We start from the raw sequence: 25,531 nt of genomic DNA on the forward strand, positions 1-25,531 counted from the left end.
TCAAGTAAACGCTTACCATTTTGTTTTAGTAGGTTAAAATTTATTTACAAATATAATTATCAAATTATTCTATAATATTTCCTGCATCAGGAGTGAAAGGTAATTCGTAATCTTCATATCGTACCATAGTCGACATTCCCTTCATTGCATGTTGTAGCTTATGACAATGGTACATCCAATTGCCAGGATTATCTGCTTCAAAAGCTATTTCATATTCAACATCAGGCATTACTAGTATAGTATCTCTACTAATAGGTGAACCTTCCAAATCCTCTCCATTGCGAGATATTATTTCAAAGAAATGTCCGTGTAAATGCATCGGATGTGGCAAAGGGGTATCATTAGTTAACGTAAGCTTAACAATGTCACCTTTATTCACCCAAATAGGCTCGTACTCCTCAGGATAAACGCTACCATTAATAGTCATTGAGCCATCTTCTTTCATCCCTAAATCTGATCGGTATTCCTTATCAAATTGTTTAATGTCAGTAAATTTTCCTTTTTTATGTTGTCCGTAATCTAAAATGTCTATAGGTTCAACCGAATCATCTATAATAGTCTTCTCCACTTCTATACTATTATCACCGCTACCTACAGATTCAAACTCTATTACTGTATTATCTGTTAACCACATATCTGCCATTCTTTCGATTACAATATCCTGATTTTCGTCATATATAAATTCCACATCATACCGCTGTCCAGGACTAGTTAATAATGATTTATTAGTAAAAGTTTCGGGTTTATTAATTGGTTGACCATCTGTATGAGTGATTTTAAATTCTGTACCAGAAAAACGTAGTGTATAATCATAATTTCCAACATTAATGAAGCGTAGTTTAACAAGATCTCCATCTTTAACATCAAGGGGCTCTATTTGGTCATTCGTTTCACCATTCATCGTAAACGTATCCCATACTTCTACAGGCGCCTCTACTGTTGGATAATTTCCTCCTAAAACCTCATCATACAGTTCTTTATCACCGATCCAGTCATTCATTATAAGTGTGTAATCTTGATCATATTCAGCATCTTTTTCCTCTACTATGATAGAGCCAAATAAACCTTTATCAACTTGAAAAGCACTATGTTGGTGAGAATGATACCAATAAGTTCCGGGTGTATCTGCTACAAACTCATAGGAAAATGTCTCCCCAGGTTGAACAGCGTTTTGCGTTACTCCTGGTACCCCATCCATCTGATTAGGTACAGGGACACCATGCCAGTGAATCGTTACAGGTACTGGTAATTCATTTACTAAATGAACACGTATAATATCGTCTTCAGTCACGCGAATTTCTGTACCTGGAGTCTCACCGTTATAAGTCCATACCTCTCGCTCGGTACCATTCAAAGTAAAAGCTGCCTCTTGTGCAACAAGTGTAAACCCCTTAACTGTTTTTCCTTCTGCCAAATATTTCGCACCGGTTTTAAGTACACCAAAAGCGTTCTCAGAGATTAATTCATCCTGTTGATAATAATCAAGTAATTGTTGAAAGCTAGCTAGATGTTTTGCCATTTTTTCTGTTTCATCATTTTCAGCATAAATATTAACTGATGTAAGATGAACATTTAAGATTCGGGCAACTTTTTCATTAGCAATCTCTCTAGTATCCTTGTAACGATCTACAAGTGAAATCAAATCTTCGATACTACTTATTATATAATCAGCATCATCTATTGATTTCGTTTCCATTTTTACTTGTTCATTAGATGCTTCGGTAGATTGTGCATTATTACCCTCCGATAAAGTAAATACACTAAACAAGAAAACTGTAGATATTAAAACTAGCTTTTTTTTCATAAACCCTCTCTCCCATCCAAAACAAATGACTATCAACCATAAACATTACTCCCTTACTCGTTATCTAGCACATACGTATTAAAAAAACGCTCAAAATTCACATCAGCACCTTTAACTCGGGCAACTTCTTTTCCATCTTCATAGTGAACAACTGTTGGGGTTGATTCAATATTAAATGTACTCCAGGCTTCCCGAAATTCGAGCAAGTTTAATTTTTTTAAATCCATCCCCATTTCTTCAGCTAAAGGTACTATTATAGGAGTCGTTTGTTTACAATATCCACATGTAGGGCTGTAAAAGTATACCGTGACGTCTTCCTGATCTGTTAGTTGTTCATCTAGTATATCGGGCAAGATTTGATTTTGATAATTTGGATCATCTAGCTGTTCAACTGTTTCTGGATGTAAAGAGCTTTTTCCATAAGGATTTTCTTCAGCTAACTTATTATTTTGATAGTTCACAAAAAATCCTAGTAACACAAATATCGTAACGAGGCCAATAAAAAAAATAGTCATGTTTTTTTTCATTTTTTTCACTCCTTCTTCAAACACCAAATCTCTTACCGCTGGTACAGAAGCCATCAAAAATAAGGCAATCCATAATCAGCACAAACTTCATTTACTTTAACAGAGCGTTCCTCTTGCGCAGACTTCTTAGCAGTTAATGCTAATATCTCAGCTTTCAATCCATCATCCAACTGAGTTAACGTTGATTTATTTAATAGTATGGAATCTGCAAAAGCATCAATTTCACTTTGATAAGCATCATAATAGCGATCCAAGAAAAAATAACTTGGCTGTGCTACCACAACAGAATCTTTTGTACTAACTTCAAGATTTGTTTCTTTTTCATTTTCTACTTTTATTAAACCTTTTTCACCGAACACTTCAATGCGTTGGTCATATCCATATACTGCTTGTCTACTATTATCGATTACACCAAGTGATCCATCATCAAAAATCAATGTTATGATTGCTGTATCTACGTCTTTATTCTTATGAAAGATAGGACTAATTAAGTTAGCTGTCTTAACACTAACTTCTTCCACTTCTCGTCCTGATAGATAACGAATTAGATCAAAATCATGAATAGTCATGTCCATAAACATCCCACCTGATTGTTCAATATATTGTTCTGGTGGTGGTTCAGGATCTCTAGAAGTAATCTTGATAATATGTGGGGTACCTACTACTCCTTTTCTAACTAATTCATAAGCCTTTTTAAAATGTTTATCGTATCTCCTATTAAAGCCAACCTGAAATTTAATATTAGTTTTTTTCACAATGTCCAAAATTTCATAGGTATCATGAATATGAAGACTTATCGGCTTCTCGCAAAAAACATGTTTCCCTTCACTAGCTGCCTTTTTTATATAATCCACATGCGTGTCTGTACTTGAGCATATGAATATAGCCTCAATTTCGCTATCAGTTAGGATTTTTTCAGGTTCATTCGTTATGATTGGCACACTCTCTCGTAAAGAGGAATGGTCTAATTGACCGATTGATACATCAGATATAGCTCTCAGTTCAAAATTAGTAGAATGGAGAGCATTGTAAGCATGAATTTTACCAATCCGTCCGACACCAATAATTCCAATCTTTAATTTTTGCATGATAACTTCCCCTTATTTTAATGAAAGTATAATAAGTCTTTGATATCACTTACCTGTTTCTCTTTGATAATTTGCTTTCTTGACCAAATTTGATTAATATCAGCACTGTCTTACCAAAGAATGTCTCCAGTAAACCAATAGATTGGACCACCCAAATTTGTAACGTTTACATACTTCTTTTTACAATGTAAACCTGAACTTTTTACCCTACCTATCGTTTTTATTACAAAAAATAATATATTTTAATAAGTTACAATTCATTTGCATACATTTAACAAAAGAGTAATTTCATCTTATTCAGTATATTTAGAAATATATCGTTGACAAAACAAACTCGGTTTTATACTATTTCACTGTAAACGATTTCCTGACAGAATAGAAAGAAGGTAACGACGAATGCCAAACATCAAAAAAGTAGCTGAATATGCCGGTGTTTCTATTGCTACAGTCTCTAGAGTTTTAAACGGACAAAAAACGGTCTCTCCACAAACTAGAATTAAAGTGGAAAAGGCTATTAAACAATTAAATTATGAACCAAGTATCCTAGGAAGAAACCTTCGAAATTCTGAAACAAGATTATTATTAGTACTAATTCCAAACATTTCAAATCCTTTTTATTCAAAAATAATTAACGGAATTGAAAATACAGCATTAAAAAGTAATTACAACATCTTATTATGTGAAACAGACTCAAATCCTGAGCGAGAAAAAATATATTTTGATTTAGCAAGAAAGAAAATGGCAGATGGAATTATTTCAATGGATCCTCAAGTTGACAAAGATACATTAATCGAAATGGCAGAAAAACATTCTATTATCCAATGTAGTGAATACACATTAAATAGTACCATCCCATATGTAACCATCGATAATGAGAATGCCGCCTATCTCGCCGTTAAACATCTATTATCACTTGGACATTCAAAAATAGCGTTCATTAACTCCGATGTGAAATTCACTTATGCTAGACAACGCGAAGCTGGTTACAAACGTGCATTAGACGAAGCTGGTATAGACGCAAAGAGTGATTGGATTTATTATTCTCAGGAGTTGGATTTTGTTAAAGGACAGCAAGCAATGAAAAAATTTCTAAACCTCGATGAGAAAATAACTGCAATTTTTGCTGTTTCTGATTTGCTAGCAATAGGCGCATTAAAAGAAATTAATAATAACAAATTGTCTGTACCTGATGACATTGCTGTAGTAGGCTTTGACAAAATTGAATTTTCTAGTATGACAAACCCTACTCTTACTACCATTGAGCAGCCAATGTATAAAATGGGGAACATTGCCGCAAAAATGATCATTGATAAAATTCAAGGAAAAGAAGTGGAAAATGTGATACTTGACCATGAATTAGTGATCCGAGAATCAACTTTGGGATAGTTTCTTGATACAGTAACGTTTAGCGCGAAATAAATTTAATAGAGAAAATTCATTTCTTTTGAATTATAAAAAAACAGATAAGTAAGCTTATAAATAATATAATCTCCTTTCTGTTACTACACATCCAATTAAGATCATATTCCATGGTCTCTCCTGGATCTACTTTTCCATGTGGATCAGACTACTATGTACTATGGATAAGGGGAGATATCACTGTCTATATCTCCCCTATTTTTCTCCATTTTTTGACATCCTAGTCTTCTACTTGATCATTGTCGATGGTTAATCCGTACTAGCAACACTACCACAAGTACTATTATCTAAAATAAATTCTAATCATCCTAATACTTGTTATTTAAACTCCTTTTTATACTATATAACCTTTACCATTTTCTTTGATAAAGCCCGTTATGACAACTTTTTGTACATAGTTAAAAGAAAGTTCACCTGTTGTTTGTGCAAAAAATCCATCATAGTCTTATAGGAAACTCCTAATTTTACAATTTTTTATATGAAAAGTTTGCTTATTTTCTCTAGGAATGAATTAACTTTCTTCTCGCTTGTTCTCTTAATTGCGCCACATTAACCCAACCCCCTGTTTCATTGGACTGCTGGACGGCTTCCAAAACAGCTTGATTTTTGGCTCCATCTTCAAAGTTAGGCTTTGGACTATACCCATTTTTAATGCCTTTCATCAACTCGGAGATCATGTTTAAAAAGGTATGTTCATAACCAATAATATGACCTGCTGGCCAATACGCACGTATATATGGATGTACTTCTTCGGTACAATTTATCGTTCTGAATCCTTGTAAACCTTCTTCATCATCAGTAAAGAAAACTTCTAAATTATTCATATTTTCTAAATCCCAACGAATAGATCCCTTTTCACCATTTATTTCAAAGCGATTTGCATTACGGTTTCCTGCAGCAAATCTAGTTGCTTCAAAAGTACCGAGTGCGCCATTTTCAAAACGACTCATAAAAATTGCAGCGTCATCTACTGTAACTTCTCCCATTTCTTCTGAATCGACACTTGCACTTAAGCCTCCACTCATTTCTCCGATTGGTCTTTGTTTAACAAAAGTTTCCAACATACCATTAACTTCTTTCATTTCACCAACAAGAAAACGAGAAAGGTCTATAATATGTGCCCCAATATCACCTAATGCACCAGACCCAGTAACTTCCTTCTTCAACCTCCAAACTAATGGGAAGGAAGGATCCATAATAAAGTCTTGGAGATATTGTGCTCGAACATGAAAGATTTTTCCTAATCTTCCTTCATCTATTAGCTTTTTTGCATATTGTACTGCAGGGGCATAACGGTAGTTGTGAGAAATCATATGGATAGTGTTCGACTTTTCAGCTACTTCAAGCATGCGTTCAGCATCTAACAAGGACAAGGCTAATGGCTTTTCACAAAGCACATGTTTCCCCGCTTTTAAAGCAGCAATCGCCATTTCTGTATGCGTATTATTTGGGGTTACTATATCGACTAAATCAATATCATCCCGCTCTATTAATGTTCTCCAGTCCGTTTCATAAGAATTATACCCCAAAGCGCCAGCAGCTTCTTTGACCGCTTCTTCATTGCGGCCTGCAATTGCCTGTTGTATGGGTTCACAGCCCTCGTCAAAAAAGAATGGAATGTCACGATACGCATGACTATGTGCTTTCCCCATGAATTGGTAACCAATCATACCAACTCGAACTTGTTGCGTGTTTATGCCCACCACATTTCACCAAGCCTTTCTTTTATTATTAATTCTTTAAGGAAATCTGTTGCTTTTGAAAACCCCTCCTCGACAGACATTAAACTATCTTCATGTTCGATACTGATAGCGCCGTCATACCCAACAAGTTGTAAAGCGCTTATGATTCGCTTCCATATTTCTTCTCCGTTTCCATAACCAATCGTTCGAAAAATCCAAGACCTGTGTAATTCATCACTGTATGGTTTTGTATCTAAAACGCCATTAACAGCAGTATTTTGGGGATCTATTGCTGTATCTTTTGCGTGAAAATAAAATAGTGCATCATTCTTAGCAAGTTCTTTAATCCCTACAACAGGATCCATATTTTGCCAGAATAAATGACTTGGATCAAAATTAACACCTATCCGATCTCCGCATTCTTCTCTCAATTTTAAACTTGTTTCCGTATTATAAACGACAAAACCCGGATGTGGTTCAATCGCTACTCTGACACCGTATGCTTGTAAGAATTCATTCTGCTTTTTCCAATATGGAATAACCTTTTGTTTCCACTGCCAATCCAATACCTCTGGATGGTCATCCGGCCAAGCTGCAGTAACCCAAACTGGATTTTCTGAATGTTCCGATTCACCTGGACATCCTGAAAAAGTGATAACTGTTTCCACGCCTAATTCAGAAGCAAGTTTTACGGTATTTTCAAATTCGCGATGATGCTTATTTGCTATTTCTAACTGAGGATGTAATGGATTTCCGTGGCAGCTTAGAGCACTAATTTCCAAATTTCTTTTTTCAAAAGATTCTTTAAATGCTTGTAGTTTAGTAGGATTTTCTAATAATTCAGCTGGATTACAGTGTGCATTACTAGGATATCCTCCCGTCCCTATTTCAACAGCATCTAACCCCTTTTCAACAATAATATCTAACGCCTCATCAAGGGAACGATCTCCAAATAATACTGCAAATACTCCTAATTTCATGAGAAGACCTCCATTATAAATTTATAAACTTAACTAGATAAACCTTGTATTATTCATTAAAGGAGGATTTTAGGGAGCATTGGTTATGCCCCCTAAACCTTATGACCATTAATAATTTGCATCCTCATCGTAATAGTCTTCTACATTTTCAGGTGTAACCGGCGTTGCATCAAGAACAATATCATGTGGTACTAGTTCACCTTCGAAACCTTCTGGACTTTCATTTTTTAGAATTTTAGCTGCTAGATTAACCCCAATAGCACCCTGTCTAGGTGAGTACGTAACCGATACCTTTACTTCTGGCATCGTACCTTCTAGCATCATATGATAAATTTCCTTCATACCACCTGAACTTACTATAAACATTTCCTCTTCACGTTGTGCATCTCTGATTGCTTGAACAATACCAACAGTCATATCATCATCTTGGGAAAAAACAGCATCAATTTCATCGTTCGCTAACAGAATGTTTTCCGTTGCCGCTAATGCAGCTTCTGCAGTAAAGTCACCAGGTTGACTAGCTATGATTTCTATCTCCGGATAATCTTCAATATAATCACGGAAGCCTTGCGATCTTAAATCCGTCACAGTAGAAGGTACACCAGAAATCTCAACTACTTTACCAGCTGGCTCACCATTCTTTTCGATTAAACCTTCAACTAAGTACTGTGCATCTACTCTACCAATACCATAGTTGTCACCACCGATATAAGTACGATAAGATTCTGTTTCTAAACCGCGGTCTACGTTAATTAATGGAATTCCAGCTTCTGCAACATCTTCTGCTGCTGGTGTTAATGCAGCAGATTCGATTGGTAACATTACAATCGCATCAACACCTTGAGTAATGAGATCATCAATATCAGATGCTTGCGCTGCTGGGTCTGAAGATGTTACTAAGCTATAATCGATATTCTCTTCTGCAAGCTCCTCAGCTGCTGCTTCAGTATTTTGAACCATAGCCCCCATCCAGCCATGACCGGCAGCTGGCAAGGATATACCTATTGTGTAACTATCTGAGTTACTAGCGTCACTGTTTGACTCTTCATCTGCATTTTCAGTATTTTCTTCCGCTGTTTCCTGTTCATTATTTTCATCAGTTGTGGAAGGCTCTGCATCGTCACGACAAGCAGCCAAGATAAAACCTACCACCAAAATTACCAAAATTTGAAAAAACCTTCTCATATTCATTTTATTTCCCCCTTAGAAATTATAAAAATAGATCAACTACGCTTTTGCAACAATACCGCTACTAGTATGATCGCCCCCTTTACAACACCTTGAATATAGGGTGAAATATTTAGGAGATTCATAATGTTGCTTAGTATTGCAAGGATTAATATACCGAACACAGTTCCTATAATTCGACCTTGACCACCTGTCAACTTGGTTCCACCTATAATAACTGCGGCAATTGCATCTAATTCATACATTGAACCAGAGCTTGAAGTTGATACAGAATTTAGACGAGAAGTTTCAATGACAGCACCAATCGCGGCTGTTAAACCACAAATCATATAGGTCATAATCGTAATTTTGTTTATCGGCACTGCAGATAAGTGTGCTGCTCTCGAGTTACCGCCCACTGCATAAATATGGCGGCCAAATGTTGTCTTTTCTAGTAAGATAAATGCGATTACAACTACAACTGCAAATATATAAACAGGAATCGGTATACCAAATAAATACTCATTTCCAATTGCCCGATAATCCATGTTAGAACCTGCTATTGCACCAGCATCTGCATAATACAATGCTGTTGATCGTGCAATCGTCATCATAGCTAATGTTGTAATGAATGCTGCTATCTTCCCATAGGTAATAATTACTCCATTAACGACCCCTATCAGAGCTCCAGCTACTAATCCAAATAATATAGCTGTAAAAATAGATGTACCAAAGTCAACTTGTGATGCCATTACGATGGTACCTGTCAGAGCTAAAACTGAACCAACAGATAAATCAATGCCTCCAATTAGTATGACAAAGGTCATCCCAACTGCTAGAATCCCAATAACAGATATCTGTCTAAGCATATTGGTTATATTTAGCGGTGAAAGAAAGTGATCACTCGCGATAGATGCAACGATAAACAGTACAATAAAAGCAAATACTACACTGTAATTTGACCAAAAATATTGCATCCAATTATATAGCTTCCTATCTTTTGTAACTTCAATTTCTGTTTCCAGATTTGCCATTCTCTAAGCTCCTTTCTATTACTTAAAGCCCTGTCGCTTTTTTCATCAGTTGTTGTTCTGTAGCTTCTTCATGATTGAATTCACCACTAATCCTGCCATTATGCATAACAAGAATTCGATTACATATTCCTAATAGCTCTGGAAGTTCAGAAGAAATAACGATAATCCCTTTTCCTTCTTTTGCTAAATTAGAGATCGAATGATAAATTTCTCTTTTCGCACCTACATCAATACCTCTTGTTGGTTCATCAAACAAAAATATCTCTGTATTTGCAACTAGCCATTTCGCAAGAACGACTTTCTGTTGATTACCACCACTCAAATTTTTAACTGGCTGATTGACATTATGAAGTTTAATATTTAAATTTTTTACTTGCTCTTGAATATCAGCTTTTTCTAATTTTCTATTAACAAACCCAACTCGCTGATATTTCCCTAAATTAGGTAGAGTAATGTTTTGAGCAATACTCATATCCAGTATTAAACCTGTTTGCTTTCTATCTTCAGTTGCAAAACCGAAACCACCTTTTACCGCTTGTATTGGATTCTTATAATTCACTTGTTGTCCTTTTAAGCTTACTATTCCTTCATCAGCGGGGGCCCCTCCAAAGATCGCAGTTGCAAGTTCACTTCTTCCAGCTCCAATTAACCCTGCAAAACCTACGATTTCACCTTCTTTAAGTGTAAAGCTAACATCCTGAAAGTTTGGATTCTGAGTTAATGCCTCTACTCGTAATATTTCATTACCAAATTTAGTTGGTATTGGCGGATACATATCTTCAAGTTCTCTTCCTACCATGAGATTGGCAATGTCATGTTCTGAAAAATGCTCTAGGACATCCGTTTTTATCCACTTTCCATCTCGTAAAACTGTAAGTCTTTCACAAACTCTTTTTAGTTCAGGTAATCGGTGAGAAATATAAATAACAGAAACATTTCTTTGTTTTAATAAATCAATTAATTCAAATAGTTTTTCTGTCTCCTTATCTGTTAACACCGCAGTTGGCTCATCCATGATGAGAATTTCAGGATTAAGAGATAACGCTTTCAAAATCTCAACGATTTGTCGTTCACCAATGCTTAAATCCATTACCAATGATCTTGGACTAAGTTCTATACCAAATTGATCTAATAATGCTTTTGTATCTTTTCTCATTTTCTTATAATCAACAAATCCCAAATTCTTTGGTTCCCTGCCTAAAAATACATTTTCTGCAACTGATAAATATGGAATTAAATTTAATTCTTGGTGGATAATAGCGATACCTAGCATTTGAGATTCTGCTGGAGAGGATATATCAACACTTTTTCCATTTAAGATAACTTCACCTGAGTCAGGTTGATGGACACCAGCTAAGACTTTCATCAAAGTTGACTTTCCCGCACCATTCTCTCCGACTAATGCGTGAGCTTCTCCTTTTGCCAGTTCTAAATTCACACCATCCAGTGCTGTAACACTCCCAAACCTTTTTGTAATCCGTTTCATTTCCAGAATCATAAACTCCCCCCTTATTGCTTAAATTAGTTGTGGTAAAATACAACGCATGAAAAGCTGCTAATCACTTGTTAATATATTTACAGATTATTTTTAATATTATGATAATTAATTATAGAAATTACATGATTATAACCTCGGAATAACTGAAATTTTAAAAACATCTAGGAAAACGTTTACTTTTATTAGCTGTTTTTATCTAAATTACACTCCATTTATTTTCTTATAATAAAATCATGTAAATATTATTGGTTTATTCATTACTCCGGAGAATGATCATGTTTCGCTTCATCATTTATTTGATCTTCGGCCTCTCCTCCGCTTTTTTGTTCGTTATATCCTGGTTCTCCTTCTGGATGGGTTTCATAATGATGATGAAAGTGGTCAAAAAACTCCTCATAATATTTATCCTCTTCAGAGCTAACTATCCACCCAATCTGATATCCCCTGCTAAAATAAATAGTAGCCGGAATCGTAATATTTTCTAAATCCAGTAATTCTTCTAATTCTGGATATTGGTTAAGATTTAGACGATGAACAGTAATATCCCTATCCTCTGCTAATGGAAAAATTAACGAATTCATTCGTTCACAATCGTCACAGCCTGGTTCATAAACATAGATGAACTCTCCAGTTGGACTCCCCATTAGACTTATTAATGAGGCACGAACTTTTTCTAAATTTCCTGTTAACTCATATTGTTGTAGTTCTTCCGGTATATCTTCCGCTTCTATTCTTTCCTTTCCTGGATTGAGGATAACCATTACAACAATAACAATAGCTATTAAAATAATTCCTATACCGCTTAACCATAACTTATACTTTTTTTTCTCATTTTTTCCTTGCTTTTTCTGTTGTTTATTTACCATGCCCAAAACTCCCTTAACGGATAAATTAACTTTTATTAAACACGTTTCTTTTAAAAAACTAATCATCAAAATGTTTGCAAAAAATCTTCGTATGGATCTAATTACGCGTTTACTTTACTCTTATTTAAAGCAAGATCAAGTATAATATCATGAACGTCTGTAGCATTTATCTGATTAGGGAGATCGATATCATTACCAGTGACAATCATCGATACTAGATCTTCTTCGTTCCGGGCTGGTAGACCATGAGAACCTTGTATTCTCTCTGGCTCTAATGGAATTTTATATGTCTTTGGATTAACAAAAAGCTCAACAGGATCATATCCGGGTTTGCGATGGATATCAACGGTATATGCAAACTCTGGCGCCGCTTCATTATCCAACCACCAATAATAGACAAACCAACTATTTCGTTCTGCGATCGCAATCAATTCGCCCGAACGTTCATGGTTAATCCCGTTAACTATTTTCTCTTCTTCGCCCCATACTTCAGCTATACCAGGAGTCTCTTCTAGTAACTTCTTAACTACTGAAATATCTTCTTCTTTATTAATATAGATGTGTGCTAATTGGTGATCTGCCAATGCAAAGGCACTACTCATCTCCAAATCAAGGAAATCTTGGCCTTCTACCTGTTTGACTGCAATGTATCCACTTTTATTTAATATTTGATTAATCATAACTGGTTGATCTACTTGGTTGAAATTATATTCAGATAAAAGAACTAGACGAGTTTTCTCCTTTAAATTGCGTTTCTCTAACGCTTCAACAAACTCTCCTATTAATTGATCAATTTCCTTAACTGCATGCTTGGCCTGTTGACTCTCAGGACCAAACCGTTGCGTATGATAATCCATGTTTGGTAGGTAGACAAGTGAAAGTCTTGGGCCAAACTCTTCTAATACATCTAGAGCTGCTTTAGCAATCCATTCACTAGATTTAAATGATGCAAGAGGCCCCCAGAATGTACTCAAATCGAATGCCCCATATTTTTCTTTTAGTCTAGGATACAAATCTCTCGGTTTAGAGTCATACCATTGAATCATCTTATCGTCTAAATGAAAAGGGGCAGGTGTGACAACATAATCAGCAGTAGTAAGCTTACTAAATTGCCAAAAAAGAATGGCTGTTTCTGCACTAGGGTCTTCATGCTTCAACCGTTCCCATAATTTTTCACCCTGTATTGGGATCATATATTGATTCCACATTTCTACTTCTTTATAGTCTCTATCAGGTAAACCGTTACATATAATACCGTGCTCACTCGGTGGCTTACCAGTGATATACGTAGCCTGCATCGTTCCAGTCACAGCTGGAAATACAGGCTTAATTTTTGTATGTTTACCTTCATTTAATAGTTTTTGTATATTCGGCGTAAGTGTCTTATCACTAAGCAGTGCAGGAGATAAACTGATAATATCTAAAACTACTACATGTTCTTTAGTCATCAAATATCTTCCTTTCATTTTAAAATTACGTTACAGCGAATAATTTCGTAAATAAATAGCTTGCTAACATAAAAACTGCAACACTTAAATAGCCAGCTAGTCCTCCGAAAGGGGTTGCCAATGCTGCAACTAATAGTGGAAGCCCAACAATACAAGTTCCTACAGCCTTCCGAATATACTTAGCTGTAGGACTTTTCAAAGCTAATCTGATTCCTTTGAAAGTCCATATTAAAAAGATGAATATTGCAATAATACTGATGTAAAAATTATCCCAATCACCAATTAATAAAACAGCTAATGATGATAAAACAACGATAGTTGCCATTACTTTGACCCGAACTGGATAGGTTCCTTCTCCAACCTCAGCTCTAGCGAGGAAAGTAACTGTAAAAATGTAGACCAAGCTTATAAGTGAAATCCACCAATTTTCGATAAGCTGATCGGTGACAAGTGAAAATCCTAATAATAAATTTAGTAGTCTGCACATCCCCATTGTTAACGGCCCGTAAAAATAATTGTGCTTTGCAAATCTGTCATATAACAAGATAAACAATGTTAAGACAACGGCGATAACTAAACTTACCATATTAACTAAGGCCGCTAGCAGGAGGGCTAGAGGTAACAAAGACAGCCCTAAATATAACGCAGCCTGCTTGGAAATACGGCCAGAAGGTAATGGTCGCTCAGGACGTTCCTTTTTATCAACCTCATAGTCAAAGTAGTCATTAAATATCAACCCGCATGCATACAACAAAGCACTAGCAAGTAGTAAGAAAACAAGTTCTATTGAAAATGGATGACTATTTAAACCGCTCACAATCCATCCCGCTGCCATAATATCAGCCATTGCAGTAAACAAGTTGGGAAGTCGAACAAGTTCTAAAAATGACTTTACTTTGCTATTCATAGCTCGTTTAATATTCCCCGTACATAGTCATAGGATTGCTTAGCAGTTTCGATTGCTGTCGTTTGGTAGGGGTATAACTCAATTGTAATAAATCCATCATAACCAGTATCCTTTATTTTTTTTAAAACACCTGGTATGTCAATGGACCCTGTGCCAGGAATCATATGCTCATGAACTCGACTAGCAGCGATATCTTCCAAATGATAATGTTTCGTATATGGCAATAATTTATCTACTAATTTAACTGGATCTTCATTTACACAGAAGAAATGCCCTATATCAAAATTCAACGCAATTGCATCTGACGGTACAGCCTTTTTAAATTCAATAAATTGGTCGGATGTTTCAATGGTCAGATCAGGTTCTGGTTCCACAAGAATGGTAACTCCTGCTTTCTCCGCATGGTCAGCTAATTCTTCCATCGCTTCAATAAACACTTTATTAGCCCAAGCACTATCTACTCCCTGCATTGGTCCACCAGGCTGAGTAGATAATGTTTTAGCTCCTAATCTAGCTGCCATATCAATACACGAATGAGTATGATCAATTCGCCTTCTTCTTTCCCCTGCTTCACTTTCAACAAAAGAAGGGCGCCAATTGTCAATATAACCATAAGTCATGAAGGCATTCATATTGGAAATTTCAATCTGGCGATAGTCCAACCATTGTTGAATTTCTATTAACTTTTCTTCTGTTGTATCAGGAGGAAACGCATGCGGAATATCTTGTAAAATCTCAATCCCGTCATATCCTATTTCTGCTAAAATATCAATAGTTTCTAATATATTGTACTTTTTAAAACCGTTACTACTGAATGCTAATTTAATTGGAATGCACCTCCTGTTGTTTTTCCAAATTTAATTTTCCAGATTGTTTGTAGTAGTTAAATGGGTTGTCCCAAACTAATTTCTCAATTTCCTCGTCACTATAGCCAGCTTTTCTCATTGCCAACGCAGTATTAGCAATATTCAATGGATCTGCAGGCCCCCAGTCTGCTGCTGTGTTAATCATCATTCGATCTGTACCATACTTACCAAGTAACTCTAATGCACCATCCACTAACACCTTGGTAGGATAAATTGTCATGGCACTCCACGCTCCATAATCAACAGCGATGTCCATGGTATCCTGGTTGTTATGGTCCAGGATAACCTTATCTTTATTAATACCTACTTGCTCTAAAATCTCGCAAGTCTTATAAGTACCTTTTCGTTTTTGAGTATGTGGAGTGTGGACCATTACTAATAAATCTAATTCTTTTGCCATTTGTAGCTGACGTACCATAATTTCTTCTTCAGCATCCGTAATTAAATCAAATCCGATTTCCCCTAGAGCTAGACAACGTTCATGTTCGAGGTATTCTCCCATCCCATCAATTACTTCATGTGCAATTTCAAGGTTATTTGCCTCTTTTGGATTCATACCAATACAACTAAAATGTTCGATATTACCAAATTGCTTTGCTCGTGTCGGCTCGAAGGTAAGGATATGTTTAAAATAGTCGAAATAAGATTCAGCATATTGGCGATCACTACCTAACCAAAAGGAAGGTTCTACTACTACACGAACTCCAGCAGCTCCCATTCTTTGATAATCATCAGTAGTTCTTGAATAACAATGAATATGTGGATCAAAAATTTTCATCAAAAGATCTCTCCCTATTTATAATTTTTGTTATTATACTGAAATATTTATATAACGCTCTAAAAATTCATAGGAACGCTTTGAAGCATAAATAGGATCGTGCGAATACGTATATAGTTCTACTGTTACAAAACCATCATATTCAATTTCATTCAACACTCGAAAAATCGAATCAAAATCCATCGTTCCATCACCTGGTATTAAATGATAATGCTTCTGATAAGCGATATCTTCCATATGCAAATTCCATATTCTATTTTTGAAATTTGATAATAACTCGGGTAAATTTTCTCCGATTACCTCCGCATGACCTAAGTCTAAATTTGCACCTAGTCGATCCGAACCTACTAACTCGATAACTTCTAATAGCTCTCTGCCATTTTCAACTAAAAGTCCTGGTTCATATTCGATTCCTACATTTATTTGTTTTGCTTCGGCATACTCCATAATTTCTTTAAGCGACTCAACTAATTGAATAAGCGCCTGATTAGGAGGATTACCTGGAAGACACATTCCACTTGTAATACTAATGTTTTTTGCCTCTAACTCCACAGCCATATCTATACAAGCTTTTGTATATGCAATTCGCTTCGATCTTTTTTGTTTATCAGCATTACAAATAGACGGCTCAAATGTAGGCTCTCCTGTTGGATCAAAAAAGAAGCCCGCAACCGTATTTCCATTGATATTAGATACTTCTAATTGATATTTATCTAATTCATACTTCAAATCCTTTACCCAATTTGCATTAGTTGAAGGAGGAAATGCATGAGGGGTATCTGCAAGTATTTCCACACCTTGATAACCTGTTTTCCCAATTTCAGAAACGGCATTTGTTAATGTCATATTTTGGTAACCATTGGTACTATAAGCTAATTTCAAACCCATCACCCCTATTATTAGTAAGATAGTTCCTAGGGTAGCTAAATAACCTTCCCTAGGAAACTATTTTTATAGATTCACATTTCTAAGAGACAGTTATCTCTGTTCGCTATCAGATTGGTGAGCGATAAATGTCCACTCTAATTCTAAGGAATCACCTTGGAATTGATTTTGATCTTCCCCATTATCAACAAATACAAACTTTACAGAAAGATCATCTAATGTACCTGATGGAAGTCCTTCTTCTCCTAAAATAGGAATAATAGCAGATTCAGCGACAGCCTCAGGAGTCATTGTTTTGAGTTCGGCTAAAGTAGTTTCATAGATAACTTCATCAAATTTATCTAGATTCATTAAGAACTCTACCTTAATATGTTCCCCAAAATCTTCCGTATTGTCATTATTAGCATCTGTTACTGAATAGTCAGTTTCCAATAGTACTCTAGCAATATCTAATGAGCCATTGTTTTGCAACTCAAATGTGCGGATCATTTGATCTCCTGGCTTTAAATTGTCAATATTAATAATTTGTGTCGGCTCGGCAGTTAAATCTAACGTACCAGCTGCAAATGTGCTATTTGTTACTTCACTATCACTAAAGTAAGCGAATGTCCCGCCGCCTACTAATGATAATCCTAATGCTCCAGTTGCAATCCCCATTGCTAGTTTCTTTTTAATACCCATTTTTATCTTCCTCCTAATAATATGTTTAATTTAGACTTTCTTATCGGCCTGAGATCTTGCTACCAATGCTTGTGTTTCTTCTTGTTGATTTTCCAGCTGCTTAAGCGCTCGCCAAATGCTAACAACTGAATAAATAAGTAAAAAAACACCGGGTACGATAAATAATAACGCAACCCCTTGCTTGGTATTAGCAAAGTTTGTAACATACCCAACATAAGGTAGGTTAAAGCCCGTATATTGTCCTACTATGTTCTCAGAAAGTACCGGTTCTATATCAGGGCCATCGTTATTGTCTCCTTCTGTAATATACTGTTGCCCATTTCCCTTCACTTCCACAATTCTATGGGTAATAAGAATATTATCTTTTGTTCTAAACGTGATAACGTCTCCTTCATCAAATCGGGTCATATCACCACCGACTTGAATTAAAATAATCGAACCTGTCTGAATCTCTGGTTCCATTGATCCAGACAATACTGTTTTCAGTTGATGTCCGAAAACAGTCGGTTCTCCACCTGATGCACGCACAGAAATGACAACGATTACAGAAAATACTAATACAATAAACAATAGACCTGTAATAATGTTGTTAATCATTTTAAAGATTTTATTCCACTTCATGGTTGAACAACACCCCGATACTTTATAAAATTTATTATCTGAACATAGCTTAGATGGTAGATAGATTCTTGAATTCACCTTTTGCTACTTTAAATCACAGTTATTTGTTACATTTTTATACTTAATTCATTAATTCTTCCTGTTCCTCCACAACAGTAGAAATGGTTATAGTAACAGTTTCAGAATCCTCAAAATAAGCAGCAGTTGGTGATGTTAGTTGGCTAATCAGTAGAAGTAATACAGATAAAGTAACAAGTATTTGTATCGAAAAGGTTGTCCGTCTTTTTATCGCATTCTTATTTGCTTGTGAAAACCATATATTATTCATTGCAGTATCCAACCCTTCGTCATACTCCCCTTCTGCGACAGATTTTTACCTGGCACAGAAGGGTAAATACCAAACTACTTACTGCCAATTTGCAATTAAATATTCAGTTCCTGCTGCTAATTCCTGATAAGCTTGATCAGTTAAGATTCCTTCTTGATTTTGGTGTTCTATCAAGTCTAGGAAACCATTTAAGTGTTTGACCACTTTATCAGCTTGATCATTTTCTTCATATTGACTTACAGAAGTTAAATGCGTATTTAATAAACGAGCCACTTCTTCATCTGTAATATCACCAGATTCTTTGTATTGATTAACGATTTCATTTAATCCATTCGCATCTTCTACAATGACGGAATCTTCACCTGGTGCCGGGAAGTTCTCACCAGCAAACTGGATCCAGTTAAGATTTGCCTCACCTGATACCCAGTAAACATAGACATCATGAACACCAGATACACTAGCAAGTTCGGAACCAATTGTTTCCCATGCTTGCCAATCACCAGTAGCTTCTGGGCTTACAGCTGCAATTGTTTCTCCATCAGGAGAATCTAGGCGTAATTCAATTTCTGCATCAAAATTAGAAGCATGTCGGAAATAGACTTCTTCCATTTGCTCTAAGTTTAAGTCTTCAAATTTCAACCATTCACCTTCGCCAGTCCATCCGACATTCTGTCCCCCACCTTCATCAGAAGTACTTTCTGTGTCTATACCAGATGACTTGTCATCATAGTACTCTGCTTCAATACGAGGTTTGATAAATTCGATAGTTTCAATACCTTCAAGAGCTGGTGCACCATCATTACCATTATCAGTCGCAACTAGACTCAATTGCCACCATATGTTATCATTATAGTTATGACCTTCATCCAATAGAGTATAAGTGGCTTCGCATCCAGTTTTATACTCTTGCGGATGACCATGATCATCATGAAGTAAATCTAATCGCCATTCTAAGTTTTCACAAGCAAGCTCTCCATCTTCCGCATCGATTGCACTGCCAGTGACGGTAATCGTATCACCGTTGTTAAAGAATGTTTTGCCTTCATATCCATGAATTTCTACTACTGGAGGGGTATTCCCTACTACAATAGTTTTATTCCAGTTTGCAGTTTTACCTGTTTCGTCTGTAACAGTCAAGCGAACATTATATGAGCCATTTTCACTGTACGTATGGACTGGATTAGCTTCTGTTGATGTATTACCATCACCGAAGTCCCAAGCAAAAGTAATCTCGTCTCCGTCTGGATCTTGAGTACCAGTAGTGTCAAAGGATACTTCTTCACCTACTTGTACATACTCTGCACTTACTTCTACTTTAATTTCTGGTGCACGCTCTAGTACTCCCCAAGAAATCTTACGGATACCAGATTCTTCATTTACTTCCCACCAAGAGTTACCGAACTCAGCAATATAAATACTTCCATCCGGTCCAATTTCGACATCCATTGGTAATTTTAAGTCTTCAATGAAGTCTTCAACAGATATGATCTCACCGTTTTCATCAGTGTCTACTGTCTTCATCCATCCTCGAGCAAAGTCGTAGAATAGTAGTTTTCCATGGTAAGAAGATGGCAGTGCATTTTCACCAGTTCCCGGCTGATAAACTGGACCTGCACTTGCTGAACGCCCACCACTTCCCCATGGTTCTTGTTCTCCATATGGATAGGACGCAATCGGATAAGTGGCTTTATTTTCAGCGAAATCAAGTATTTCTTCTGGAGTAGTTAAAATATCTTCTGAAGTTAGGTCACCTCTGATGGTACTGAAATCAAAGTTCTCAGCAAACTCTGCGAAACGATCAGCAAACTCATCATAAGGATTATCTCCATTTACATACGGCCATCCAAAATTTTGTCCAGGTTCGGTAATTACATTAAATTCATCGTAATCGTAATCCGCTCCATCTGGACCAACATCTCCTGCATAAATGTAACCAGTTTCTGGATCAAAGGAGATACGATAAGGGTTACGGAAACCATAAGCATAAATCTCATCACGTGCACCTTCTACACCAATAAATGGGTTATCTTCAGGTGCAGAACCGTCTTTGTTTAGACGTAGAATACTACCACGTAAATCCCCAAGATTTTGGGAAGTAGTAATGGAATTTACCTGAGGTCCATTTGTTGCAGGGTAGTTATCCCCTAGCGTTAAATATAACTTGTCATCTGGTCCAAATTCTATGAAACCAGCTTGGTGACAACATTGTGGATCCGAAGGAACCTCTAATAAAATTTCTTCTGAATCCGGGTCAATTGTGCCATCTGCATACTCAAAGCGAGATAGATTATTCATAATTTCTCCATCCTCAGTGTATTCTGGTACTGAGTAATAGATGTAAACGTAACCATTTTCATCAAACTCAGGATCTAAGGCAATTCCCATCACACCGTGTTCGCCTTCAGTAGTTGTATCAATGTCTAAAATTTGATTTGTAGAACCATTTGGTTGTGTTTCATACACACCACCATTGATGCTAATAGAGAATACACGGTTATCATCCGTTACTTCTAATGAAGTCGGACGTGGAACTGCATCTGTTAATGTTTCAGAAACTAATCCTGGTTTGGCAGAAGGTTCATCACAGTTTGTATCTGTTGCTAAACCGAAAACATACTCTAAACCACCAAGAAAATGTTGTTCAAATTTTTCCTCTGATGTCCAAGTTTGTGAATGGTGTCCTAACGCTGTAATGAATACCCGTCCTTCTTCTTGAGGGCTGCACCAAGAAGTTGGGTGATCATCAAATTGACCGCCACGTTCACCTTCCACAGAATCAGTATCTAAGCTTAGTAAGATATGCTTTCCAGCATCACGCGGGTTCATATCTTCAGGGAAAATATAAACTTCTTCAAGTTTTGTCCATTCTCCACTTGTAAGGTGTTCTGTCGCAGGATGTTCACTGTCCTCTACTAAGAAATTTACTTCTTGTGTCCAAGGATGAGAATCAAAGTAAGCCCCTACCATTTCACCATATTCGGGCCAATCATATCCTGTATCAATAGCAGCGTGTGCTCCAATGAAGCCACCACCATTTTCAACAAAGTCAATAATTGCTTCTCTTTGTTCTTCGGTTCCGAAGTTCATGGTTGTATTACCAAACATGATGGCATCATAATCTGCAAGATATTCAGGTGTGAAAGCTTCGTCCAATGACAAGTCACCTTCTCTCGCCTGATCTGTTCCATCAACAAACGTTACTTCAAAGCCATTTTCTTCTCCCCACTGAGGCATCACGTCTTTAATATCTTCGATTGATGCATGACGATAACCTGCAGTATGGGTAACAACTAACAATTTGTGTACTTCTCCGTCTTCATGGTCTCCTTCATGTGCGGAAGTCGTTATTGGCTGCATCAATGGCGATACCAATGTCGACAATACAATGATTGCAATGAAGAAAATACTACCGATTTTCTTTTTTACCATTCGTTTGACACCTCCGATTTGATTTAATCCTTAGATGCCTAGACCTGTTGCTGTTAGTAATTAAAAGCACTCTCTTCTGCTCGAACTCCATTAATCACCCCCTTAAGTTAAACAATTACCAAGAGTTTCTTGGGTCGTATTCTATTTTTTTGCTATCAAATCTTATTAACAGTAGATAATTCTTTGAGTTTTAGAAATTGAGTATCATTGTATTTTCAGTAGAAATAATCACAGGTGATATTAATATGGGTTTGATTTTAAACGGGAGAAATCTAGGTTGAAGGGTTGAAGTGATAACAATTTGTGTAAACCTTTTCATAAAAAGGACCAATAATATATAGATACCAGCTATAAACAAGCATGAAATATCAAGATAAAGTGCTATTATCTATACGAAGTATTTATGTAAACCTTTACATTGGTAAAGATATCAAACCATGTAATAATTGTCAATAAATTTTCAAAATTAAAGTTATTTTATTAACTCCTCGTATAGCTTCCTTCTGTTACTTATAGGTTTTGTATATATCTTTTATAGCGAATCCGATTGTATTGTCCATTTGCTCACCTTCATTACCTAAAAAAGCTAATGAAGGTGAGCAAACCCTACCTTAATTTTTCAATAATCATATCAAATAATTCTAAATCCTTTTTAAAATCTTCAGGTGTCGTTTTTGGTAAAATCCCTTTGGTCACAACCTCAAAAAAATGTTCTAATTCCAGGGTATAGGGATCCTTAAATGTCGGTCTTGTCACACACTCTGAATAGTGACCATTTACTGTTTTGGCTAAAATTAAATTAGTAGGTAAATGACGAATATAGGGCGTATTGTATTGAACTGTTAGTTGTTTATTGTTTCCAAATACCTCAATATGAGCATCAAACCTAATAATATTATCTATCCCAGTTTCAAAGGTAGCATAAAAATCGTCATACTCTAAAGTTGCTGTTATAAACTTACCTCCGTTCCAATTAGATGCCGACACAACTCTATTCGGAAATCCAATTAATTCACGCATTGCAGATAAATCATGACTACTTAACCCACACAGTAACCGATAAGTAGTGCGTAATGTATCAGGTGCATCTTCTCCAATTGCTTCATCCACCATTTTCATAGCTCGCTCTTCTTTATCAACCATTGCATCTTTGGGCATATCATTAAACCGAAGAACATTACTGCTTTGTTCTATAAACAAGCTGTTTTGCCCTATAATATCACGTACTTTCACATAATTAATTTTGTCTAACTTCTCCATTTCATGTACTGCCTCAATAAAAGCTGGTGCAAATCTTCTCATATAACCAACCATTACATGCACTTCATTTTTATCACGAGCCTCAATAATTCTATCCGCATCAGATTTAGTCAAACACATTGGTTTCTCAACTAGTACATGTTTCTTATTTTGCACTGCAGAAATTACACAGTCAGTATGATATTCATCGCTATTTAGCACAAGGATTACATCAAGGTCCTTCTGTTTTGTTAACTCTTTGGCATCTGTGAATAAGTTGGTTACTCGATACCTTTCACCTATAGTTTGCAATAGTTGTTTAGATATATCACACAATGCCGTGACTTCATACTTATCCGATAATGATTCTAATATCGGCAAATGTATTATTTGTGCTACTTCTCCTAACCCTATAATTCCTACCTTTAGTTTGTGATTCATCATCATCTCTCCTGACTTTTTCTTAAGTAATAGAATCAGCTTTATCCTTTGACAGCACCTGCTGCACTACCTGCAATAAAATATTTTTGTACAAATAAAAAGAAAAGAAATACCGGAACCATTGTTAGTGTTGCAGCAGCAGTTATACTTCCCCAATCTGAACTATACTGTTGCATAAATAACTGTATACCTACCGGAATAGTCATTACATCCTCTGTTTTCAAGAATATACTAGCAATTAAGTATTCATTAAATGAGAATAAAAAGGAAAAAATAGCTACTGCTGCGATACCAGATCCTGAAATAGGAAGTATAATTTTAATAAAAGTTTGAAATCGATTACAGCCATCCATTCTAGCTGCCTCTTCTAATTCCCGCGGTATCGAATCAAAATAACCCTTATACATCCAAATTGCAAAAGGTAGATGAAGCGTAACATAAAGAATGATCACTGAGTAAAGGGTATTAATCAACTCTAAATGTCGAAACATAATAAATAATGGTATCAACACGAGAATAATCGGAAACATTTGCAGCATTAATAATGATTTTGAATAGATAGAAATAAATGTTGAACGAAACCGAGATATGGCAAACCCCGCAAATGCCGCAACAATAATACTCAATAAAGTTCCCCAAAACGTAACAATTACACTATTCTTAAATTGGGTCCAAAACATCGTTTGAGTATGTAAATGCAGATAATTCTCCAAAGTGAAATTTTGAGGTAATATATGAGTTGACGTCCTCATTTCAGAATTACTTTTGAAAGAATTCAATATCATCGTGATGATAGGTAGGTTAATTAAAAATGTAATAACTATTAGAGAAAAAAACAAAATAGTTTTTCTTATACCTATATGTTTCTTCATCCATCTCTCTCCCTTTTTCAATCTTCTTCTTGAAATCTAAGCATTAAATAAGCTAACCCCATTAGTATGATTAAACTTACAATCGCAATGGATGAACCTATACCTAACTCACTTTTGATAAATGTATAATTATATGCTAATACGATTAAGTTCTCTGTTGCATTGATTGGACCACCCTGTGTTAGTAACCAGATCGTGTCAAAATCATTAAAAGACCAAATAGTCATAAGTATCCAACAAACAACAGAAATAGCTTTAATAGAAGGCCAGGTGATATAGAGAAATAATTTCCACCTATTAGCACCATCTATTGTAGCTGCTTCGTATAAATCATTATTAATAGTTTGTAATGCTGCTAGAATGGATACCATCATGAAAGGGAAGCTTCTCCAAATTTTAATAAGAATTACTGAAAAGATAGCTCCACCTTCTGTTCCTAAAAAATTTATTGAACTAAAGCCAAAAAAAGTTATCATTTGATTTAATAAAGCATTTTCATCAGCTATTAACCATCTCCAACCAACAATTGAAACTATAGAAGGAATAATCCAAGGAACAAGTAGCGCAACTCTAAAAAACCCCTTTAGCCATACATCTTTATTAATCAATACCGCAAGTCCTAACCCAGCTAAATAACTCCCAATCACCCCAAAAAATGCAAAAACAGCACTAAAATATAGTGAATTATAAAATTCCGACATTCGAAACAAATCAATATAGTTCTGTATGCCTGCAAAATCACCAGGTTGTATTAAGGTACCATCTTGCAAACTGTACATAACCCCTACAATTAAAGGGTATAGATTGATCATTGCAATAAGAATAAGTGATGGCAATAGAAAATTATAAGGAGCCCAATCTATTTTTCTCCTATTAAGTGGTTTCTCTGCTTTACTTATATTCAGTAAATTCAAAGGGAACCTCCTCCTGTTTTTATCTAAGACGAGCTAGTTTATAAAACTCTTCAATAT

Annotated in this window: 22 protein-coding genes; 1 reads left to right on the forward strand and 21 read right to left on the reverse strand. The window is 35.8% G+C overall.

Translation table 11 applies throughout. The features are described from left to right. Positions 1-64: 64 nt before the first annotated feature. The 3 genes from GHT08_RS07250 to iolG are packed head-to-tail and all read right to left on the reverse strand — an operon-like array spanning position 65 to position 3,419. Complete coding sequence (locus GHT08_RS07250) at positions 65-1,804, reverse strand: multicopper oxidase family protein (protein ID WP_163580767.1); 1,740 nt, start codon at positions 1,802-1,804, stop codon at positions 65-67. 53 nt (positions 1,805-1,857) lie between these two features. Beyond that, the gene (locus GHT08_RS07255) at positions 1,858-2,331 is read right to left on the reverse strand and encodes a thioredoxin family protein (RefSeq protein WP_163580768.1); all 474 of its coding nucleotides are present in this window, start codon (positions 2,329-2,331) and stop codon (positions 1,858-1,860) included. Positions 2,332-2,384: 53 nt separating this feature from the next. Continuing rightward, positions 2,385-3,419: an inositol 2-dehydrogenase gene (iolG, locus tag GHT08_RS07260; RefSeq protein ID WP_163580769.1), complete on the reverse strand. Its 1,035-nt coding sequence runs from the start codon at positions 3,417-3,419 to the stop codon at positions 2,385-2,387. A 396-nt stretch (positions 3,420-3,815) separates the two neighbouring features. Between iolG and GHT08_RS07265 the strand changes: the two genes are divergently transcribed. Continuing rightward, positions 3,816-4,805: a LacI family DNA-binding transcriptional regulator gene (locus tag GHT08_RS07265; RefSeq protein WP_163580770.1), complete on the forward strand. Its 990-nt coding sequence runs from the start codon at positions 3,816-3,818 to the stop codon at positions 4,803-4,805. Between the two features lie 533 nt (positions 4,806-5,338). On the opposite strand, the gene GHT08_RS07270 is transcribed toward GHT08_RS07265, so the two are convergent. From GHT08_RS07270 to GHT08_RS07355, 18 genes are all read right to left on the reverse strand, one after another. Further along, complete coding sequence (locus GHT08_RS07270; protein ID WP_475404880.1) at positions 5,339-6,541, reverse strand: Gfo/Idh/MocA family protein; 1,203 nt, start codon at positions 6,539-6,541, stop codon at positions 5,339-5,341. After that, positions 6,532-7,500, reverse strand: a complete 969-nt coding sequence (locus tag GHT08_RS07275) for a sugar phosphate isomerase/epimerase family protein (RefSeq protein WP_163580771.1) — start codon at positions 7,498-7,500, stop codon at positions 6,532-6,534. The genes GHT08_RS07270 and GHT08_RS07275 overlap by 10 nt, the downstream gene beginning before the upstream one ends. 108 nt (positions 7,501-7,608) lie before the next feature. Then, the gene (locus GHT08_RS07280) at positions 7,609-8,691 is read right to left on the reverse strand and encodes a substrate-binding domain-containing protein (RefSeq protein ID WP_163580772.1); all 1,083 of its coding nucleotides are present in this window, start codon (positions 8,689-8,691) and stop codon (positions 7,609-7,611) included. Between the two features lie 32 nt (positions 8,692-8,723). Further along, positions 8,724-9,701 carry an ABC transporter permease gene (locus tag GHT08_RS07285; RefSeq protein WP_163580773.1) on the reverse strand — a complete coding sequence of 326 codons (978 nt, stop codon included), beginning with the start codon at positions 9,699-9,701 and terminating at the stop codon, positions 8,724-8,726. 22 nt (positions 9,702-9,723) lie between these two features. Next, positions 9,724-11,199 carry a sugar ABC transporter ATP-binding protein gene (locus GHT08_RS07290; protein WP_163580774.1) on the reverse strand — a complete coding sequence of 492 codons (1,476 nt, stop codon included), beginning with the start codon at positions 11,197-11,199 and terminating at the stop codon, positions 9,724-9,726. A gap of 257 nt (positions 11,200-11,456) precedes the next feature. Beyond that, the gene (locus tag GHT08_RS07295) at positions 11,457-12,065 is read right to left on the reverse strand and encodes a hypothetical protein (protein ID WP_163580775.1); all 609 of its coding nucleotides are present in this window, start codon (positions 12,063-12,065) and stop codon (positions 11,457-11,459) included. A 101-nt stretch (positions 12,066-12,166) separates the two neighbouring features. Continuing rightward, a complete protein-coding gene (locus GHT08_RS07300) occupies positions 12,167-13,513 on the reverse strand; it encodes an alkaline phosphatase family protein (protein WP_163580776.1) in 1,347 nt (448 codons plus the stop codon). Between the two features lie 25 nt (positions 13,514-13,538). Further along, entirely contained in the window at positions 13,539-14,420 is an 882-nt protein-coding gene (eboC, locus tag GHT08_RS07305; RefSeq protein WP_163580777.1) for a UbiA-like protein EboC, read from the reverse strand. Continuing rightward, the gene (locus GHT08_RS07310; protein WP_337747254.1) at positions 14,417-15,277 is read right to left on the reverse strand and encodes a sugar phosphate isomerase/epimerase family protein; all 861 of its coding nucleotides are present in this window, start codon (positions 15,275-15,277) and stop codon (positions 14,417-14,419) included. Before GHT08_RS07310 ends, eboC begins: the two co-directional genes overlap by 4 nt. Beyond that, entirely contained in the window at positions 15,243-16,064 is an 822-nt protein-coding gene (locus GHT08_RS07315) for a TatD family hydrolase (RefSeq protein ID WP_163580778.1), read from the reverse strand. The genes GHT08_RS07310 and GHT08_RS07315 overlap by 35 nt, the downstream gene beginning before the upstream one ends. 33 nt (positions 16,065-16,097) lie before the next feature. Continuing rightward, complete coding sequence (locus GHT08_RS07320; RefSeq protein ID WP_420370953.1) at positions 16,098-16,952, reverse strand: sugar phosphate isomerase/epimerase family protein; 855 nt, start codon at positions 16,950-16,952, stop codon at positions 16,098-16,100. 90 nt (positions 16,953-17,042) lie between these two features. Next, positions 17,043-17,630, reverse strand: coding sequence for a CalY family protein (locus tag GHT08_RS07325; RefSeq protein WP_163580780.1), 588 nt, complete (start codon positions 17,628-17,630; stop codon positions 17,043-17,045). Between the two features lie 30 nt (positions 17,631-17,660). Further along, on the reverse strand, positions 17,661-18,251 hold the full coding sequence (gene sipW / locus GHT08_RS07330; RefSeq protein WP_163580781.1) for a signal peptidase I SipW: 591 nt from the start codon (positions 18,249-18,251) through the stop codon (positions 17,661-17,663). A 121-nt stretch (positions 18,252-18,372) separates the two neighbouring features. Continuing rightward, complete coding sequence (locus tag GHT08_RS07335) at positions 18,373-18,579, reverse strand: hypothetical protein (protein ID WP_163580782.1); 207 nt, start codon at positions 18,577-18,579, stop codon at positions 18,373-18,375. 78 nt (positions 18,580-18,657) lie between these two features. Then, positions 18,658-22,008 carry a ThuA domain-containing protein gene (locus tag GHT08_RS07340; protein ID WP_163580783.1) on the reverse strand — a complete coding sequence of 1,117 codons (3,351 nt, stop codon included), beginning with the start codon at positions 22,006-22,008 and terminating at the stop codon, positions 18,658-18,660. 606 nt (positions 22,009-22,614) lie between these two features. After that, on the reverse strand, positions 22,615-23,688 hold the full coding sequence (locus GHT08_RS07345; protein WP_163580784.1) for a Gfo/Idh/MocA family protein: 1,074 nt from the start codon (positions 23,686-23,688) through the stop codon (positions 22,615-22,617). Between the two features lie 41 nt (positions 23,689-23,729). Next, positions 23,730-24,560, reverse strand: coding sequence for a carbohydrate ABC transporter permease (locus tag GHT08_RS07350; RefSeq protein WP_163580785.1), 831 nt, complete (start codon positions 24,558-24,560; stop codon positions 23,730-23,732). Positions 24,561-24,577: 17 nt separating this feature from the next. Further along, complete coding sequence (locus GHT08_RS07355) at positions 24,578-25,474, reverse strand: carbohydrate ABC transporter permease (RefSeq protein WP_163580786.1); 897 nt, start codon at positions 25,472-25,474, stop codon at positions 24,578-24,580. Between the last annotated feature and the right edge of the window lie 57 nt (positions 25,475-25,531).

Origin of the sequence: Gracilibacillus saliphilus (assembly GCF_010994085.1) — a bacterium.
Lineage (GTDB): Bacteria > Bacillota > Bacilli > Bacillales > Amphibacillaceae > Gracilibacillus > Gracilibacillus lacisalsi.

Excerpts from the sequence above, each read along its gene's own strand:
- GHT08_RS07250 (WP_163580767.1), bottom strand. The coding sequence starts at position 1,804 with ATGAAAAAAAAGCTAGTTTTAATATCTACAGTTTTCTTGTTTAGTGTA.
- GHT08_RS07255 (WP_163580768.1), bottom strand. The coding sequence starts at position 2,331 with ATGAAAAAAAACATGACTATTTTTTTTATTGGCCTCGTTACGATATTT.
- iolG (WP_163580769.1), bottom strand. The coding sequence starts at position 3,419 with ATGCAAAAATTAAAGATTGGAATTATTGGTGTCGGACGGATTGGTAAA.
- GHT08_RS07265 (WP_163580770.1), top strand. The coding sequence starts at position 3,816 with ATGCCAAACATCAAAAAAGTAGCTGAATATGCCGGTGTTTCTATTGCT.
- GHT08_RS07275 (WP_163580771.1), bottom strand. The coding sequence starts at position 7,500 with ATGAAATTAGGAGTATTTGCAGTATTATTTGGAGATCGTTCCCTTGAT.
- GHT08_RS07280 (WP_163580772.1), bottom strand. The coding sequence starts at position 8,691 with ATGAATATGAGAAGGTTTTTTCAAATTTTGGTAATTTTGGTGGTAGGT.
- GHT08_RS07285 (WP_163580773.1), bottom strand. The coding sequence starts at position 9,701 with ATGGCAAATCTGGAAACAGAAATTGAAGTTACAAAAGATAGGAAGCTA.
- GHT08_RS07290 (WP_163580774.1), bottom strand. The coding sequence starts at position 11,199 with ATGATTCTGGAAATGAAACGGATTACAAAAAGGTTTGGGAGTGTTACA.
- GHT08_RS07295 (WP_163580775.1), bottom strand. The coding sequence starts at position 12,065 with ATGGTAAATAAACAACAGAAAAAGCAAGGAAAAAATGAGAAAAAAAAG.
- GHT08_RS07300 (WP_163580776.1), bottom strand. The coding sequence starts at position 13,513 with ATGACTAAAGAACATGTAGTAGTTTTAGATATTATCAGTTTATCTCCT.
- eboC (WP_163580777.1), bottom strand. The coding sequence starts at position 14,420 with ATGAATAGCAAAGTAAAGTCATTTTTAGAACTTGTTCGACTTCCCAAC.
- GHT08_RS07315 (WP_163580778.1), bottom strand. The coding sequence starts at position 16,064 with ATGAAAATTTTTGATCCACATATTCATTGTTATTCAAGAACTACTGAT.
- GHT08_RS07320 (WP_420370953.1), bottom strand. The coding sequence starts at position 16,952 with ATGGGTTTGAAATTAGCTTATAGTACCAATGGTTACCAAAATATGACA.
- GHT08_RS07325 (WP_163580780.1), bottom strand. The coding sequence starts at position 17,630 with ATGGGTATTAAAAAGAAACTAGCAATGGGGATTGCAACTGGAGCATTA.
- sipW (WP_163580781.1), bottom strand. The coding sequence starts at position 18,251 with ATGAAGTGGAATAAAATCTTTAAAATGATTAACAACATTATTACAGGT.
- GHT08_RS07335 (WP_163580782.1), bottom strand. The coding sequence starts at position 18,579 with ATGAATAATATATGGTTTTCACAAGCAAATAAGAATGCGATAAAAAGA.
- GHT08_RS07340 (WP_163580783.1), bottom strand. The coding sequence starts at position 22,008 with ATGGTAAAAAAGAAAATCGGTAGTATTTTCTTCATTGCAATCATTGTA.
- GHT08_RS07345 (WP_163580784.1), bottom strand. The coding sequence starts at position 23,688 with ATGAATCACAAACTAAAGGTAGGAATTATAGGGTTAGGAGAAGTAGCA.
- GHT08_RS07350 (WP_163580785.1), bottom strand. The coding sequence starts at position 24,560 with ATGAAGAAACATATAGGTATAAGAAAAACTATTTTGTTTTTTTCTCTA.